At 64.8% G+C, this 15503-nt stretch carries 14 protein-coding genes; 12 read left to right on the top strand and 2 right to left on the bottom strand.

Going from position 1 to position 15503, the window contains the following annotated elements; genetic code table 11:
- Positions 1-71 precede the first annotated feature (71 nt).
- Positions 72-785, top strand: a complete 714-nt coding sequence (locus ABFE16_07420) for a creatininase family protein (GenBank protein MEN6345123.1) — start codon at positions 72-74, stop codon at positions 783-785.
- A gap of 44 nt (positions 786-829) precedes the next feature.
- Here the strand turns inward: ABFE16_07420 and ABFE16_07415 are convergent, their stop codons facing one another.
- The gene (locus ABFE16_07415; GenBank protein MEN6345122.1) at positions 830-1855 is read right to left on the bottom strand and encodes a Gfo/Idh/MocA family oxidoreductase; all 1026 of its coding nucleotides are present in this window, start codon (positions 1853-1855) and stop codon (positions 830-832) included.
- A 216-nt stretch (positions 1856-2071) separates the two neighbouring features.
- Here ABFE16_07415 and ABFE16_07410 point away from each other — a divergent pair, with 216 nt between their 5' ends.
- The 8 genes from ABFE16_07410 to ABFE16_07375 all read left to right on the top strand — a co-directional run bounded on the left by ABFE16_07410 (position 2072) and on the right by ABFE16_07375 (position 10704).
- Positions 2072-3238, top strand: a complete 1167-nt coding sequence (locus tag ABFE16_07410) for a DUF3179 domain-containing (seleno)protein (protein MEN6345121.1) — start codon at positions 2072-2074, stop codon at positions 3236-3238.
- A 59-nt stretch (positions 3239-3297) separates the two neighbouring features.
- Positions 3298-4296 (top strand): dTDP-glucose 4,6-dehydratase, encoded by a 999-nt coding sequence (gene rfbB, locus ABFE16_07405; protein ID MEN6345120.1) that lies wholly within the window; start codon positions 3298-3300, stop codon positions 4294-4296.
- Between the two features lie 99 nt (positions 4297-4395).
- Positions 4396-5295, top strand: coding sequence for a dihydrodipicolinate synthase family protein (locus ABFE16_07400; protein ID MEN6345119.1), 900 nt, complete (start codon positions 4396-4398; stop codon positions 5293-5295).
- Positions 5296-5544: 249 nt separating this feature from the next.
- Positions 5545-6234, top strand: a complete 690-nt coding sequence (locus tag ABFE16_07395) for a DUF1559 domain-containing protein (protein ID MEN6345118.1) — start codon at positions 5545-5547, stop codon at positions 6232-6234.
- Between the two features lie 230 nt (positions 6235-6464).
- Positions 6465-7811 (top strand): sulfatase, encoded by a 1347-nt coding sequence (locus tag ABFE16_07390; protein MEN6345117.1) that lies wholly within the window; start codon positions 6465-6467, stop codon positions 7809-7811.
- A gap of 118 nt (positions 7812-7929) precedes the next feature.
- On the top strand, positions 7930-8394 hold the full coding sequence (locus tag ABFE16_07385) for a hypothetical protein (protein MEN6345116.1): 465 nt from the start codon (positions 7930-7932) through the stop codon (positions 8392-8394).
- A gap of 313 nt (positions 8395-8707) precedes the next feature.
- Positions 8708-9697 (top strand): Gfo/Idh/MocA family oxidoreductase, encoded by a 990-nt coding sequence (locus ABFE16_07380; protein MEN6345115.1) that lies wholly within the window; start codon positions 8708-8710, stop codon positions 9695-9697.
- A gap of 110 nt (positions 9698-9807) precedes the next feature.
- Positions 9808-10704 carry a hypothetical protein gene (locus ABFE16_07375; protein MEN6345114.1) on the top strand — a complete coding sequence of 299 codons (897 nt, stop codon included), beginning with the start codon at positions 9808-9810 and terminating at the stop codon, positions 10702-10704.
- 78 nt (positions 10705-10782) lie between these two features.
- Here ABFE16_07375 and ABFE16_07370 read toward each other — a convergent pair whose 3' ends face one another.
- Positions 10783-11253, bottom strand: a complete 471-nt coding sequence (locus ABFE16_07370; protein MEN6345113.1) for a YbaK/EbsC family protein — start codon at positions 11251-11253, stop codon at positions 10783-10785.
- Positions 11254-11337: 84 nt separating this feature from the next.
- Between ABFE16_07370 and ABFE16_07365 the strand changes: the two genes are divergently transcribed.
- Genes ABFE16_07365 through ABFE16_07355 form a run of 3 tightly spaced genes read left to right on the top strand, consistent with a single transcriptional unit; the run spans position 11338 to position 15413 of the window.
- Positions 11338-12528: a hypothetical protein gene (locus ABFE16_07365; protein ID MEN6345112.1), complete on the top strand. Its 1191-nt coding sequence runs from the start codon at positions 11338-11340 to the stop codon at positions 12526-12528.
- Between the two features lie 42 nt (positions 12529-12570).
- On the top strand, positions 12571-14391 hold the full coding sequence (locus tag ABFE16_07360) for a GspE/PulE family protein (protein ID MEN6345111.1): 1821 nt from the start codon (positions 12571-12573) through the stop codon (positions 14389-14391).
- A gap of 50 nt (positions 14392-14441) precedes the next feature.
- The gene (locus tag ABFE16_07355) at positions 14442-15413 is read left to right on the top strand and encodes a tetratricopeptide repeat protein (GenBank protein MEN6345110.1); all 972 of its coding nucleotides are present in this window, start codon (positions 14442-14444) and stop codon (positions 15411-15413) included.
- Positions 15414-15503: the final 90 nt, after the last annotated feature.

Here is a 15503-nt window from a genome sequence, read left to right as displayed (position 1 = left end):
CGGGAGCCAAACCTTTCCTCGACCGGGCGCCCCGAGGCCGCGCCCCACCGTGATTTTACTGGAGGTCCGTAATGCGCTATGAAGAGAGCTTCCCGCAACAGATTGACCAAGTGATTCAGGAATGCCCCTTTGCGATCCTCCCCTGGGGAGCGCACGAGTGGCATGGTCCACATAACGCCATCGGGCTGGACACCGTCAAGTGTTACCACATGGCGCTTGACCTCTGCAAGGCTGTTGGAGGCGTAGTGCTGCCGCCGGTGTACTGCGGATACCAGACCATGAAGCCGTGGCGCGGCTTCCACCACACCCTTGAGTTTACCCGCGAGACCGTCTTCGGTCTTGCTCTGCAGTACCTCGAGCAGCTCTACGACGAGGGCTTCCGCGTCATGCTCATCCTGATGGGGCACTACGGGGGCAAGCATGTGGAGACCTTGCAGGAGGCCGTGCAGCGCTTCTGCGACTGTCACTCCAAGGCCCGGGCGGTTGCCTGGCAGGACTACCTTCCCGCGGGCTGGGTGAACGTCAAGGGCGGCGACCACGCCGGGCGCAACGAGACCTCTCTGCTCATGCACTACCGGCCGGACCTCGTGGAGCTCAGCCGCCTGCCCTCCGACGGCGAGATCAGCATCGACACCTTCGGCGTCGGCGGCGAGGACCCGCGCCAGGCCAGCGCAGAGCACGGCAAGTACCTTGCAGAGCTCTTCGTCGAGCAGGCAGCGCCCAAGATCCGCGAGCTACTCAGGGAGGTCCTGGATCTGCGCGAGCGCTGCAAGAATCAGCTCTGAGTGTCGCAGCCCGGGTCGAGCACGGGCGACGCTGACTGCGTTGCCTAGCCGCCCGCAGGACGCACATAGGGATCAGGGCCGGTGGGAGTGAAAGCCTCCATCGGCCCCTTGTACTCTTCGTGAACAGCGACCGCCAGCCGCACCGATCGACGCCCATCCTGCAGGCAACAGTCAGGTAGCTTCCCGCTCTGCACCGCCTCAAGGAAAGCCTGGTGTTCGCCGAGGAACCCGCCGGCTACCATCCAGTCTACCACTGCGGGGTCGTCGAACTCAACGACGCCTCCGCGGTAGGCCACCTCTCCCGGCTTGCAGAAGTCGCTGCTGTAGCCGCCCGCGAGCGTCGTCTCCATGCACGCGTTCGTCGTGTGGATCAGGTAGCGCTCACGCAGGAGCCCGCAGTCGACCAGGACTGCCAGGTCGCCCACGAAGCCGTCGGCGAAGTGCAGACGCACCAGGAAGTCCCGTGCCTCGGTGCCTTCGTAGGGACGACACAGCGTCTCGACCGCTTCGACCTCGCCGCCCAGGTAGCGCAGGCAATCCAGGGCGTGGATGGCCGTGCCGATCCCAAACTCGGGCTCCAGCCGCCGGTTGCGCAGCATCTCGGCCCTGAGGTAGCGCACCGGACCGTTCTCCAGGGCCCAGCGCTTGAGGCGTTCGATGCCCGGCGCCCGGCGACGGTTGAAGCCGACGAAGGTTAGCACACCATGCTCCTCGGCGAGGTCACCCAGACGCTCGGCTTGCGCAAGGGTCACACCTGGCGGCTTCTCGGTGAAGATCGGAAGGCCCAGCGGCAGCAGGCGCTCCAGAACCGGCGCCGTCGCCGGAGGCTGGACCGTGCAGACGATCACCTGCGGCTGGACCTCCTGGATCATGACCTCCAGGTCTGTGTAGGCCCGCTTGTAGCCGAAGGCCTCGCAGAAGCCTACGGCACGCCGACGGTCCAGGTCACAGATCGCCTCCAGCGAGATGGGCGGGTCTACGCTCTCGGCAAGGTGCTGCAGCGTCGGTGCGTGGCGCGTCCGGCTGAACCCACCGGCGCCGATATGTACGAGTTTCAGGGGCGTACCCACGGGGATTGCCTCCCGGTTCTCAGGTAGACGGTCGGTGCTCGTCCTTGCCCGGACCATATCGCCACCGGGCACTGCACTGTGCGGCGACAGACCTATTCCCTCCGCCAGACCTCCTGTCCTGCCGCCTGCGCACTGACGCCTGAACGGCTGACACGAGGCCGCAGGATGTGATACTATCCCTCCGGCTGCGTCACTCCCTTGGAACTGACTCCTCCGATGCTTCGAGACCTCCGTGCGAATCGTTCGTGGCTGTGGGTGTTCTCGGCCCTCATGACCGCCTGTGCGGTCATCGTGAGTTACGGACTGAGTGGGCACCTGAGCGTCCCCGATGTCGACTGGCTGGCTGACCGCGCGGAGGCCGAGGCGAGCCCGGACGATCCCGCCCAGTGGCGCCCTGTTCCGAGCGTTGCCCTTCACGGCTGGCTCCCGGAATCGCGACGCAGTTCGCGCAATGCCTTCAACGTCCGCCGTTGCTCGGTCCGTGTCAGCGACATCCTTGACATGCCTCCCGCAGTGGACGACATCCCGGCGCTCGACAACCCGCGCTGTATCACGCCGCAGCAGCAGAGGTCTCTGCGCCCCGATGACGAAGTGATAGGCGTCACGGTCGGCGACACCGCTCGCTGCTACCCGCTGGCGATTCTGCGCTGGCACTGTGTAGTCAACGATGTCCTCGAAGGGCAGCCGGTCTGCCTGGTCTTCGATCCCCTCAGCGGGGCCTCTCTCGGTTTCTCACGGGCTGTCGGCGGCGATATGCTGTCCTTCGGCGTCTCCGGGAAGGCGTACAACGGGGTGACGCTGTTATATGACCGTGAGCATCGCAATCTGTGGTCGCCCTTGACGGGGGAGTGCATCGCGGGGCCCTGGACTCGTCGCGCTGTAATCGCGAGCTTCCCGGTCGAGCGCACCTGCTGGGCCTCCTGGCTGCAGCGGCACCCACAGACAACACTGCTGTCGCGCAACACCGGCATCGGGCGGCCCTACGATCTCGATCCGTATGCCCAGGTTCAGCGTCCCGACGCCAAGGGCACCGTCAACTACTGGCAGGACCCGGGCCTGATCCTGGCGCCGCCTCTGCAGCCTTCGCCGCAGGGCGGACCTGCGCCGAAGACGGTGGTTCTCGCACTAAGGCCCGGCAGCCAGGGCGCGACACTTGCCTTTGTGCCGCCTGCGGCCGGGAATCAGCCGCTGAGCGTAGTGCGCGAAGTTGATGGTAGTCGCCTTCGAATCACCTGGGATCCGCGTCCCGCTTCGCGGACCTTCACGGCCGTCGATGAACGGGGCGAGAGTCCCCGGCAGGTGACTTGCTTCTGGTTCGCGTGGTACTCGGCCTATCCGCAGACCCAAGTCGTCTACCTGCACAGCAGTGCGTCCGGCGGATAGTTGGCGGGGCGTCTTCTCCCTACGAGCTTGTCCTATCCTTGCCCGAGGTGGTGAAGTCCGTGAAGTACTTGGTCACTGGCGGCGCCGGATTCATCGGCTCAAATCTGGTCGACTACCTGCTCACCACACAGCCTGACGCTCACGTGACGGTGCTCGACAAGCTCACCTATGCGGGAAGCCGTGACAACCTCAAGCAGGCGCGAGCCAGCGGTCGTCTCACCTTCATGCTCGGGGATGTCTGCGACGAGGACAAGGCTCTGAGGGCCTGCAAGAAAGCCGACGTGGTCATCCACGCGGCCGCCGAGAGCCACGTCGACCGTAGTATCCTCTCCGGCGAGGAGGCTGCTCGCACCAACTTCCTCGGCACCTTCGTGATGCTCGAGGCGGCGCGGCGTGCCGGGGTCAGCAAGTTCCTCTTCGTGTCGACTGACGAGGTCTATGGCTCCAAACCCCGGGGGACCTTTGACGAGGACTCGCCGCTCAATCCGCGCAATCCCTACAGCGCAGCAAAGGCCGGGGCTGATCGCATGGCGCAGGCTTTCTTCGTCACCTACGGTCTGCCGGTGGTCATCACCCGACCCTCCAACAACTATGGCCCGCGGCAATTCCCGGAGAAGCTGGTCCCCTTCTTCGTCTCGCGAGCCCTGCGTGACGAGCCGCTCCCCGTCTACGGTGACGGGCAACAGCGTCGGGACTGGCTCCACGTCGGCGATCACTGCCGCGCGATGGACACGGTCCTACAGAAGGGCCAGCCCGGCCAGGCATACAATATCCCCGGTGGCAACGAGCGCCGGAATCTCCAGACGATCCGCGTGATCCTCGATGAGCTCGGCAAGCCCGACAGCCTGATCCATTTCGTCGCCGACCGCCCGGGCCATGACCCTCGCTATCCCCTCAAGGGTAGCAAGATCGCGGGCCTGGGCTGGGAGCCTGAGGTTGAGTGGGAGCAGGGCCTGCGCGAGACCGTCCGCTGGTATGTCGACAATCAGGACTGGCTGCGCAAGTCGCTCGCGCGCGGCGAGCAGTTCCAGAAGCAATGGTATGCAACGCGCCCTTAAGCTTGCCTCAACTGCCGCGCCGCGGTGCAATTCACAGCCTCACGGCCCGGCCATCCTTGACGCAGTAGACCGGCGTCACCAACGGGAGTCAATCGCACCATGTTCGAGCCTCTGCACGGCCTCAACACCGCAATCTTCACGCCCCTCGACTCCGAGGGCCAGCTGAATCTACCTGCTTTCGAGAAGCTCCTGGAGTGGCAGCTCAGCGTCGGCGTCACCGGGTTCTTCGTCTGCGGCAGCACGGGCGAAGGTCTCTACCTCACCACGCAGGAGCGCAAGGCCATGGCAGAGGCCGCCGTGAAGACCGTGGCCGGTCGCGCGGCGGTCATGGTTCACGTCGGCTCCCTCACCACGGGCGAAGCCGTCGAACTGGCCAGGCATGCCGAGGCAGTCGGAGCCGACGCAGTCAGCAGCATCGCGCCCGTGTACTACCAGGTCGGCTTTGAGGGGACGCTCAATCACTACAAGACCATCGGCGCAGCGACCGAGCTTCCCTTCTTCATCTACCACATTCCCAGTCTCACCGGCGCCGCCCTCAGCGCAGACAATGCCGAGCGGCTCATGGAGATCCCGCACCTCCAGGGGATCAAGTTCACCGACTCGGCCCTGTACGTGCTGCGCTGGATGTACGACCTGACCGGCCAGCGCCTGACGATGCTCTCCGGACCGGACGAACTTCATCTGCCGGCAATGTGCTTCGGGGCCCATGGCGCCATTGGCACGACCTACAACCTACTGCCGGGCGCCTTCCTCCGTCTGCGGGAAGCCTTCTACGCGGGCAACGTGCAGAGGGCCTCTGAGCTCCAGATCAGCTGTAACAGGATCATCTACCGCCTCATCCAGGGCGGCGGCCTCGGGGCCTTCAAGGCGGCCATGAAGCTCATCGGTCACGACTGTGGCCCGGTGCGTTCGCCGCTCGTCAACCTCACCTGTGAGCAGGAGCGCTCACTGTTCGACCTTCTCGAGAAAGGAGGTTTCTCCGACTTGGCGGCCCTCTGATCTGCCTCCAGTAGGGACATCACGCGGCGCCGGCGCTTGAGCGATCGCCGGCGCCGCGTACGGTGAGACTCCCCCTCGTGACTCTTCTACAGGCCTTCTACAGCATCTCATGACTCTACCGATAGTACGAAAGAGGCTCTGGCCCTGTGGTTTGGAAGTGTGCTATAGTGGGCAATGATGAACTGTCGGTCTAGGTCTTGCGCACCACAACAGTGCTCCTAGGAGCAGCAATGGAGGTCGTTCCATAAGATGAAGAGAACTGGATTTACGCTTATCGAGCTTTTGGTGGTCATCGCGATCATTGCTATTCTAGCAGCGATCCTCTTCCCCGTTTTCGCCCGTGCACGTGAGAAGGCACGCCAGTCCTCCTGCTCGAGCAACATGAAGCAGCTTGCTCTCGCAGCGACCATGTACTGCCAGGACTACGACGAGAAGCTGTGCGCTGCCAGCTACGGCAACGGTCTTGGCTGGGCCGATGTCCTCGCCCCTTACATCAAGAACAGCCAGGTCTTCGATTGCCCCTCAGCCAACAGGAATATGGCGATGAACACCGCTGTCACCCCCAACCGCTTCTATCGCGTGGGGAACGACACCTGCCCGACCGGCGTTGACTACAGCTACGGCTACAATGCCTACGGCGTCACCACCGCTCCCGCTTGCATCGGCCCTGCCGGCCGCGCCCTGGCCGACATCAAGAGCCCGGCGCAGGTTATCCTCGTTGGTGAGGGTGCAGGTGCCAGTCCGTACGCAATCGGTGCCGGCGCCTACACGGTCAACGACATCAAGGGTCAGACAGCCTGGAACCGCCACAACGAGGGTCAGAACCTGGCCTACGTTGACGGTCACGTCAAGTGGGACCGCGTCGAGTCCACCGTCAAGGACGGCGGCCAGGGCGGCGGCACCCAGGCGGACATCGCCTGGAACGCCCTCCGTCCCTAGGCTCCCATCAGCCGAACCAGTTCCATCTGACGCGCTACACCCAGAGGGCCCCGTCACTACGACGGGGCTCTTTTCTTTCCCCTCCGTTGCAGAAATCCTGACCTCTCGGTGATGGGATTCCGCACCAGAATCCTCAGCGAGAAGAAGGTCAAGATAACCTCTGCACGGAAGTGCATACAATCTTGATGGGCCGACTATCCCAAACGCTAGGTCGCAGGGGAGATTCCCACATGGCGTCTCGCTCAGACAAGCTCAATATCGTCCTCTTTGGCGTCGATAGCCTTCGGGCCGACCATATGAGCTGCTATGGATACCCTCGGCGCACGACCAGCATCTTCGCCGATCGGCTGGCCGCCGAGGGAACTCTGGTGGAGAAAGCCTTCAGCGGCTACATCCCGACCACTCCGGGCTACTCCTCGATGTTCACCGGTCGCGACGTGTTCTCGACCGGCATGGTAAGCCTTAGCCCGCAGGGACCGCTGCCGCCGGAGATGCCGACCTTGCCTGAGGTGCTCAAGCGCCACGGCTACCGCTCCCTGTGTGTGGGCTTTGGGGAGTTCTACCGGGGCTTCGACGAGTACCGCAACTTCAGCGCCTGGGGCCCCTGGGAGGAGCGTCCCCTGCGCAAGGCCGAGAATCTCAACGCCGTCACCCTTCCCTGGCTTGAAGAGGCCGCGGCGGACGACAAGCCCTTCTTCCTGTTCCTGCGGCACATGGACCCGCACTCGCCCTACCTCCCGCCGGCCCCCTTCGACACCCTCTTCTATGCAGGTGACCCGACCGACAAGAAGAAGCGATCCATGCGCAAGGTCTTCGCCTTCAAGCCCTTCGCCGACTTCTTCAAGTCCTGGATGCCGCCGGGAGTCACTGACGCCGAGTGGGCCATTTCCTCCTACGACGGCGAACTCGCCTACATGGACGCCTGCCAGCAGATTCTCTTCCAGAGGTTGGAGGAACTCGGCGTTCTGGACGACACCCTCATCGTCTACACCTCAGACCACGGTGAGACTCTCTACGACCACGACATCTACTTCGACCACCACGGTCTCTATGACCAGACCCTCCATGTCCCGCTGATCTTCTGGCGGCCCGGACTCGTCCCGCAAGGGAAGCGCGTAACTGGGTATACTCTGGAGGAAGACGTGATGCCGACAGTTCTGGACCTCCTGGGCTTCAGCCGTGACTTGGGCAGGATCCAGTTCGACGGCAAGAGTGTCGTGCCGCTGATGAAGGGACAGGGCGACGCCCTGCGCAGCGAGTTCTACATCACGGAGTGCACCTGGCAGCGAAAACGGGGTTGGCGGACGCCCCAGTGGAAGTATTTCGAGGCGCTCGAGCCCGACTTCCACGGGAAGCCAGAGCGAGAGCTGTACGATCTGGTTAACGACCCCGGAGAGCTGCACAATCTGGCCGAGGAACAGCCGGACGTGTGCCGGCTCCTGCACGAGCGCATGTGCCAGTGGGTTCAGACCCGCGTAGAGCAGACCGGCAAGCCGGATCCGATCCTGGACTACAAGATCGGTCTGGACAAGCACATCGGGTCCATCGCTACGGCTCAGAAACTGCAGCAGAGGTAGACCACAAAGGGCATCCGTCTTCCTGAGGCTCGCTTCCATCGGTGCGCTTCCTGCGCACCTCGTCGCACGGTGGCGCGGTCAACGACCGATCTGCCACTTCGTAAGGGGGGCGAAGACCGTGAACGAAGACGACACTGCGTACTGCTCACAGATGGTCCGTCACGGGGCTCTGGGAACCCTGATCGGGGGGCCGCTGGCCGCAGCCGTCGGCTGGCTCGTGGTCACACGAGTGATTGGTCCAGGTCCTGACGAGGAGACGGGCGCTCTTTCCGTTCCGATGGCAATCGCCCTGTCAGCCATTGTCCTGATCGGCGTCTGGCTCGGGGCCACGCTCGGCTGTACCTACCATCGCACGACAAGTGGTGAGGAGGTCTGCTACGCGGGCACCCTCGGCTGCACCTTGTACTTCCTGGGTGGCATCCTGGGTGTTCTCATCGGCCCGGCAATCCTGGTCGCCAGGGTGCAGCCCGTTGTGTGGTACCTGATCGGCGGGTCTGCAATGGCCGCCGCCTTTCTGTTCACAATGCTCGCCCCCGGTGCCCGTGCACGCATGACCTCGGGGAAGGCCAAGCCCGTGTCCTGAGACGAGGCCAAAGTGGCCCGGTGTCCCGACCCCGGAGAGAGCGTCCAGGATGCGTCCTGAAGTGCAGATCGACGCCGTCACGGCCCAGCCTGCCGCATGTGGTTAGGCGCCGTGACGGCGTCCCCTTCTTGATCGCCTGCCTCGATGCTACATCCGATAGCCGGGCCCTGCCGCCGAACTTGTCAGCAACTCTCCCTTTCAGCTATTCTAGAGGCGATCCGAAGCCAGATGACCCCTGGGCAGGCACCAGGCGCCGGAGGCTTCCCGGGCCCTCTCAGGGCCCGACCTTGTTCCCTGCATCCGGAGGCCCTACATGCTCAGAGTGGCCGTGATCGGCGTGCGCGACACGGGCAACCTGCACGCCGACTGTTACCAGTCCAGTCCCCACGCACAGGTCGCGGCAGTGTGCGACCTCGTCCACGAACGCGCAGATGCCTCGGCGGAACGCCTGGGCGTGCGCGGTTACTACAACATGCACGAGATGCTTGCGAACGAGGAGATCAACCTCGTCGATGTGTGCACGGGCGGTCGCGAGAACGGCGGCGACCACTACGCCCCCGTCATGGCAGCCCTCGAAGCCGGCAAGCATGTGCTCTGTGAGACCCCACTCAGCAACAGCCTCGAGCACGCCCGCGAGATGGTGGCGCGAGCCAGGGACCGCAAGCTCTGCCTGGGAACCAACCTCAACTACCGGTTCACGCCGCTCTGTCGCAAGGCCAGGCAGTGGATCGACGAAGGCAAGCTGGGCGAGATCAACCTCGTGAGCAGGTCGCTGTGGACCAGCCACGACAAGGACGACGAGTGGTTCCATCTACGGGCCCTCCTGCCTCAGAGCGTCGACGTCCTGCGCTACGTGCTGGGTGAGATCAGGTTCGTCCAGTCCTTCCTGAAGCGTTCCGAGGGGCGCACGTGCTGGACCAACGTCGCCATCAACCTCCGCTTTGAGAGTGGCGTCGTCGGAAGCCTTCTCGGCAGCCAGGACGTGACAGGCTCTGACCCGATCGACCGAACCGAGATCGTCGGCACCAGGGGCCGTCTGGTCTTGGAGAACGTGGTCGAGGACCTGTGGTTCTACCCCCAGGACAGTGACGGGGTGAGCCACCTGCACGCTTCGGACTTTCCCGAGGCACGCACCATCGCCGATACCTACCGGCATCGTCTCGACAGCTTCTGTGAACACGTCGCCGGCGGAATCGCCCCCGAGCAGGTCGAGGCCTCAGGTGAGGACGGGGTTCGCGCGCAGGAGGTTATTGAGGCCGCGATACGAAGTCATCAGACGGGTCAGGTTGTCGAAGTGAAGTAGAGCAATCTATGGTGGCTCGCAAGGCAGGCCCTAGGGTCGGCACGGTGTTTCCGTGCTCGAGACCGGGGGCGTGCCCTGTCGCCTTTGAACACTTAGGAGGTCTACCTGCCATGCGCCGTGTATGCGCCATCCTCTTCGCCCTCGCGGTCTTTGCCGGAGTTGCTGCGGCCGAGCACGGTACCATTCTCGGCACCGTCACAGACGTCCGCAGCGGCCTGAACGTGCCGGTCCATCCCGTCGTTCTCGCGTCCGGCCGCGAGGTCCTCGCCCGGACGATCACTGACCGAATCGGCAAGTTCAAGCTCGAGTTCAACTACACCAAGGGCGCCCAGCTTATCATCAAGACCACTGCCACCAGCGGCTACCTCGAGGCGCAGGGAGCTGTGGACCCCGAGACTGAAGTCGCTATCAAGGTCATGCCCCGCTGGGCAACCGTCATGGGGATCGTCACCGACAAGCAGACCGGTCGCGGGATGGCAGACATCCCTGTGCAGGCCGGCCGCGGTGAGAAGGTCCTCGGCGAGGGTTGGGCCAAGACGAAGACCGATGCCACCGGCATCTATATGCTCAAGGTCGAGGCCTTCGAGGGCGATGACGTAACCAAGCCGGTGCGCGATCTGTGGCTCTCCATCAACGAGGCCGACGGCTCCAACGAAGACTACGCCGCGATCCAGACCGACGTGATCCCGCTCTGGGCCTGGCAGGACGCGACCGCGCCGACCAAGGTCGAGATCGTCCTCCCGGGAGCCAAGGCGACCGGCTTCACGCTGGCCGACCTCGTGAAGGTGAAGGCGCCAGAACCGGTGGCCGCTACGACCGCACCGAAGCCTGCAGCCACCACCGAAGCCCCGGCGACGACGCCCGCAGCAACTCCTGCTCCAGCGGCCGCTCCAGCAGCCGCACCGACGGCGCCGGCAGCAGCACCGGCCCCGACAGCTCAGCCCGGTCTGATCGTCTGCCCCTACTGCGGCAAGCCGATCAAGATCATCGTAGAGCCGGGCCAGTAGCCGCCAGCCCCAGGAATCGCAGCAGGCGTGCCGACAGAGGCACGCCTGCCTACCCAACCCTGGTGAGAGTGGAGGCGGCTAACGCTTGCAGAAGTTCAGCACCTGCGCACCCGAGAGCCGCACGTAGTCCACAGCCCGCATCTCGACCGAGCGCGTCCTCTCACCGGCGTTGAAGTCTATCCACTCGTTCTCCAACAGCGAAGGATCGACCACCGTGGGCAGGCCGAAAAGATCGCCGAAGGGCGGCACGCCGCCGGGCTCACAGCCCGTCACCTCCCGCACCTTGTCCGCCGGCGCCATCTGGACCCGCCGAGTGTCGAAGGCTCCCTTCAGGGCCTTGAAGTCCACCTTGCCCGCTGCCGAGAGGACCGCGAGGACCAGCCCTTCGCCACACTCCAGCACCAGCGCCTTCGCTCCCTGCTCCAGCGGAGTGCCACGGACGGCGGCTGCTTCCTCACTGGTTCGTACCGCCTCGTGCTCGAAGGTCCGGTGCTCCACGCCCGCCTCTCGGAGCCTCTGCACGATTGCCTCATACGCGGCGTCTGCCATGTTACCCTCCTGCGATCTCTGGTCTACCCTCTCTTCCTCGCAACGGGCCCCAGGCCCTGCAGACCAACACCGGGGAGTCTACGCATGAAGGTTCGACAGATCACTCAGCAGATCGTGCTCGAGGGCCGGAACCACAACCTGGACTGGTTCCATCCCAAGGCCGCCGTCATCCCGCCGAAGGTCGAAGGGCAACCTCCCACGGTCCTGGTCACCGCCCACCTCGTCTCGGGCAACGACGCCTTCTCGCCCCTGTTCGAGATCGAGACCCATGATCTCGGCGCGACCTGGACCGAGCCCGTGATGCACCTCAGCAGCCTCGGCCGCCATCGTCTCGAGGAGCACCTGTACGAGGGCATCATCGACTTCGCGCCGAAGTACCACCCGCAGACGGACACCGTTCTCGGCATCGGCCACACCGCCCGCTACATCAACAAGGCCGACGACGTGAGCCTCAAGCGCGAGTTCCTGGACCACAGCAACTACCCGCGCTACACTGCCTATGCCGTCAAGGACCTCAAGTCCGACACCTGGGCGCCGTGGCAGGCACTCGTGCCGCCTGACGAACCACGCATGGCCTACTTCAGTGTCGGCGGATGCTCCCAGCACCTCTACCAGCCCGACGGCACCGTTCTCGTCGCAGCCCGCTGGAAGGGGGCGCCCGAGGAGAAGACCCGCGCCGGCACCATCCTCTGCGAGTTCGACGGCACCCAGATGCGCGCCATCAAGGCGGGCAATGACCTGGTCGAGACAGCCGGTCGCGGTTTCGCCGAGCCCTCCATCGTCCACTATCAGGACCGCTACCTGATGACGCTGCGGGCCGAGAACTTCCGAATGTGGCACTCCTCCAGTCGCGACGGCCTGAACTGGGACCTGCAGCAGCCCTGGTGCTGGGACGATGGCGAAGAGATCGAAACCGACCAGACGCAGCAGCACTGGCTCAAGCGCCACGACGAGCTCTACCTGATCTACACGCGAAAGTCGGAACTCAACCACGGGGTCATGCGCTGCCGTGCGCCGCTCTTCATGGCGCAGGTCGACACGGACCGCCTGAGCCTGATCCGTGAGACCGAGCAGATCGTGATCCCGGAGAACCGTGCTCGCCTGGGCAACTTCATGGTCGAGAACGTGACGCCCTGGGAGAGCTGGGTGACCGTCGGGGAGTGGGTGCAGACCGAATATATCGGCGACCTGCTGCTGGGTCGCATCGAGTGGACGGAGCCGAACCTGGAGCCAGTCGCTACGGGCGGCGCAGTCCCGCCGGCCCTCCGTAGCTAGCCACGCCGAGTCACTGACCACCGCAGGTGAAGGAGCCGTGACATGGCCGAGAGCCGCGACGAGCAGATCATCAATACCCTTCTCGCTCAGGGCAAACTGACTGCTTCTCAGGTTGCCTCCGTGCAGGAGCGCAACGGCGAGCGGAAGGGCAACCTGGTCATGGCCCTCATCCAGCAGGGCTACATCACCACGAATGACCTCGCTGCCGCAGCGGAGACGCTGCAGCCCACGCCGCCACCGGCGGAACCGGCTTCCCCGCTCGAGGAGGCTGTCGTGCCGATGGAGCCCCAGGAGAAGGGCGGAGGCCGTGCAGCGCCACGGACCTTGCGACCGCACCGGGCGTCTCTCTCCTCCTATCAGGTTGACCCGGAGGCCCTGCGCGATGTCCCCAAGGTCCTCGCGGAGGAGTACCGCGTGCTTCCCCTCCAGATCAGCGAGGACCGCATCCTCGTCGCGATGGCCGACCAGAACGACGTCTTCGCCATCGACACCATCCGCGCCCGCACGCGTCGCCGCGTTGAGACCATCGAGGTCGATGAGACCGAACTGATGAACGCCATCGACCGATTCTACGTCGCCCATGCGCAGTCGCAGGCCAGCCCTACCGCACCGACCAAGGACCTCGACAGCAACGTCAGCGGCCTTGAGGACCTCGGTGTCGGCGTGGACCGAGGGCTCCTGGATATGCTCGACCAGGGCCATGTGGTCGAGATCGTCCGCGCGATCCTGCGCGATGCCATCCGTCTCAAGGCCTCCGACGTCCACATCGAGCCCCGGGGCGACCACGTGCAGATCCGCTACCGCATCGACGGGCGGTTGGTCACGCACACAACCCTTCCTTCCGACATGCTGCGATTCGTCGTCTCGCGGATCAAGATCCTGGCCGAGTGTGACATCTCCGAGACTCGTATCCCGCAGGACGGTCGCTTCGCCACCGCCGTCGATGGACGCGCCATTGACCTGCGTGTCTCGACCTTGCCCACTTTCTGGGGTGAGAAGGTAGTCCTGCGCCTCCTCGACCGCAGCAACACCCTTGTGTCGCTGTCGCAGCTCGGGTTCTCCCCCGAGACCTTGCGCGACTACGAGCGTCTGATACGCAGTCCCCAGGGCATGCTCCTCGTCACCGGCCCGACCGGCAGCGGAAAGAGTACCACCCTGTATGCCTCACTGCACGCCATCAACGATGAGACCCGCAACATCACCACCGTCGAGGACCCCATCGAATACGAGGTGGAGGGGCTCAACCAGACCCAGGTCCATCCGCGCATTGACCTCACCTTCTCCCGGGCCCTGCGCCACATTCTGCGCCAAGACCCCGACGTGATTCTGGTCGGCGAGATCCGCGACCTCGAGACGGCGGAGATGGCCTTTCGGGCTGCCCTCACGGGACACCTGGTTCTCTCGACGCTTCACACTAACGACGCCCCTAGTGCCGCCACCCGTCTCATCGACACCGGCGTCGCGCCCTACATTCTCGCCTCCTCACTCATCGGCGTACTCGGTCAGCGACTCGTCCGGCGCATCTGCCCGCACTGCCGCGAGACCTGTACACCGACGCCGCTTGAGCTGGAGCGCCTCAGCATGACCCCGGAGCAGGCCAAGCGCATCCAGTTCCACAAGGGTCGCGGCTGTTCGCGCTGCCGCAACACCGGCTACAGCGGACGCATCGCACTCTACGAACTCATGGTCATGAACCACGACCTGCGCGTTGCCATCGCCGCCGGGCAGGACGCCTCGGTGCTTCGTCAGATCGCCTTGCGAAGTGGCATGAAGAGCCTGCGGCACGACGGCATCGTGAAGGTCCATCAGGGCATCACCTCGGCCCAGGAGGTCATCGGCATCACCGTCGCGGAGGACCTCTGACCGGTCAGCTCACCGGTCGCAGGCCTTCCGCGTACGGAGTGCGCCAGACCATGAGCCAGCCACCCACCGATGACCAGCACCCGATGGCCGCAGCACGCCTCTACGACTTGCTGCGCTCCCTCGACGGTGACGAGAGGCTGCAGGAGGCACTCGGGCCCGCACCGCTGAATCACCTGACGGTCGCGATGCGCGGCAACCGCCCGGTCGTCGAACTGGCGCCACGCAGCAACCTCTCAGAGGCAGCGCGAGCCCTGGTGACGGCGGTGATCGCCGAGAATCTCGCCACCTCCGGGACCACGCCAGCCGCCCCGGAGCGGGTATCCACTCGCCTTCCGGACCTACGTCCCCACCTCATCGCTGCACGTTCGCACCTGGAGGAGGGTAATCCGGGGCGTGCCTTCGAGATCGTCGAGGAGGCCCTGCGCCGCTGGCCCGACAACCCCGAACTGCTCGTCTACGAGGGCCTGTCGCTGACGGCGCTCGGCAAGCACCGCGAGGCGCTTCAGACGTACCAGGAGTGCCTGCGCCACGATCCAGGGAACCTCTTCGCCCACACGGCAGCGGCACAGCTATCGGTCACCCTCGGCCAGTGGGAGTCCGCGCTGGCCTATGCCAGCGCTGCGTTGGCACTGGACCCGAAGGATGCCTCAGCTCTGCAGGCCCTCGGACGCGCGGATGAGCAACTCGGCCTCCTGACGGAGGCTCTAGACCTCTACCGACGCGCCGAGCAGCTTCAACCAGACCTGCCCGGTCTGACGGAGGACCTCACACGGATCGCACGTCGTCGCGAGGAGGACGTCGAGGTGGAGCTGCTGACGTCGCCGACCAAGGAACCGCCTGCCCCGCCGGAGACACCTCCCGGACCAGAGGAGCAGCCCTCTGACTTCGCTGCGCAGGACGGACGCTGGGCTACCATACCCAGGGCCGACGAACCCGCCGGCGATCTCATACCGTGCCCACATTGCGAGACCCCGAACCCGCCTCGCGTCGGTTTCTGCGTCCACTGCGGCCGCCGTCTCTGACCGCGGCCCAGAAGAAAGGTTGACAGCGGGGCCGGTGGTTGTGTATCTTCTTCCCGTTTGTGCTGGTGGTCACCGCGCCCACAACCACAG

The organism is Armatimonadia bacterium, from assembly GCA_039679385.1.
Lineage (GTDB): Bacteria > Armatimonadota > Zipacnadia > Zipacnadales > JABUFB01 > JAJFTQ01.
Note: the sequence above shows the minus strand (reverse complement) of the source record. Positions and strands in the feature narration are given on the sequence as shown.

What these genes read in the sequence shown, in the direction of transcription:
- ABFE16_07375 (MEN6345114.1), top strand. Translation starts at nt 9,808, where the DNA reads ATGCGCCGTGTATGCGCCATCCTCTTCGCCCTCGCGGTCTTTGCCGGA.
- ABFE16_07400 (MEN6345119.1), top strand. Translation starts at nt 4,396, where the DNA reads ATGTTCGAGCCTCTGCACGGCCTCAACACCGCAATCTTCACGCCCCTC.
- ABFE16_07360 (MEN6345111.1), top strand. Translation starts at nt 12,571, where the DNA reads ATGGCCGAGAGCCGCGACGAGCAGATCATCAATACCCTTCTCGCTCAG.
- ABFE16_07390 (MEN6345117.1), top strand. Translation starts at nt 6,465, where the DNA reads ATGGCGTCTCGCTCAGACAAGCTCAATATCGTCCTCTTTGGCGTCGAT.
- ABFE16_07355 (MEN6345110.1), top strand. Translation starts at nt 14,442, where the DNA reads ATGAGCCAGCCACCCACCGATGACCAGCACCCGATGGCCGCAGCACGC.
- ABFE16_07420 (MEN6345123.1), top strand. Translation starts at nt 72, where the DNA reads ATGCGCTATGAAGAGAGCTTCCCGCAACAGATTGACCAAGTGATTCAG.
- ABFE16_07370 (MEN6345113.1), bottom strand. Translation starts at nt 11,253, where the DNA reads ATGGCAGACGCCGCGTATGAGGCAATCGTGCAGAGGCTCCGAGAGGCG.
- ABFE16_07380 (MEN6345115.1), top strand. Translation starts at nt 8,708, where the DNA reads ATGCTCAGAGTGGCCGTGATCGGCGTGCGCGACACGGGCAACCTGCAC.
- ABFE16_07365 (MEN6345112.1), top strand. Translation starts at nt 11,338, where the DNA reads ATGAAGGTTCGACAGATCACTCAGCAGATCGTGCTCGAGGGCCGGAAC.
- ABFE16_07410 (MEN6345121.1), top strand. Translation starts at nt 2,072, where the DNA reads ATGCTTCGAGACCTCCGTGCGAATCGTTCGTGGCTGTGGGTGTTCTCG.
- ABFE16_07395 (MEN6345118.1), top strand. Translation starts at nt 5,545, where the DNA reads ATGAAGAGAACTGGATTTACGCTTATCGAGCTTTTGGTGGTCATCGCG.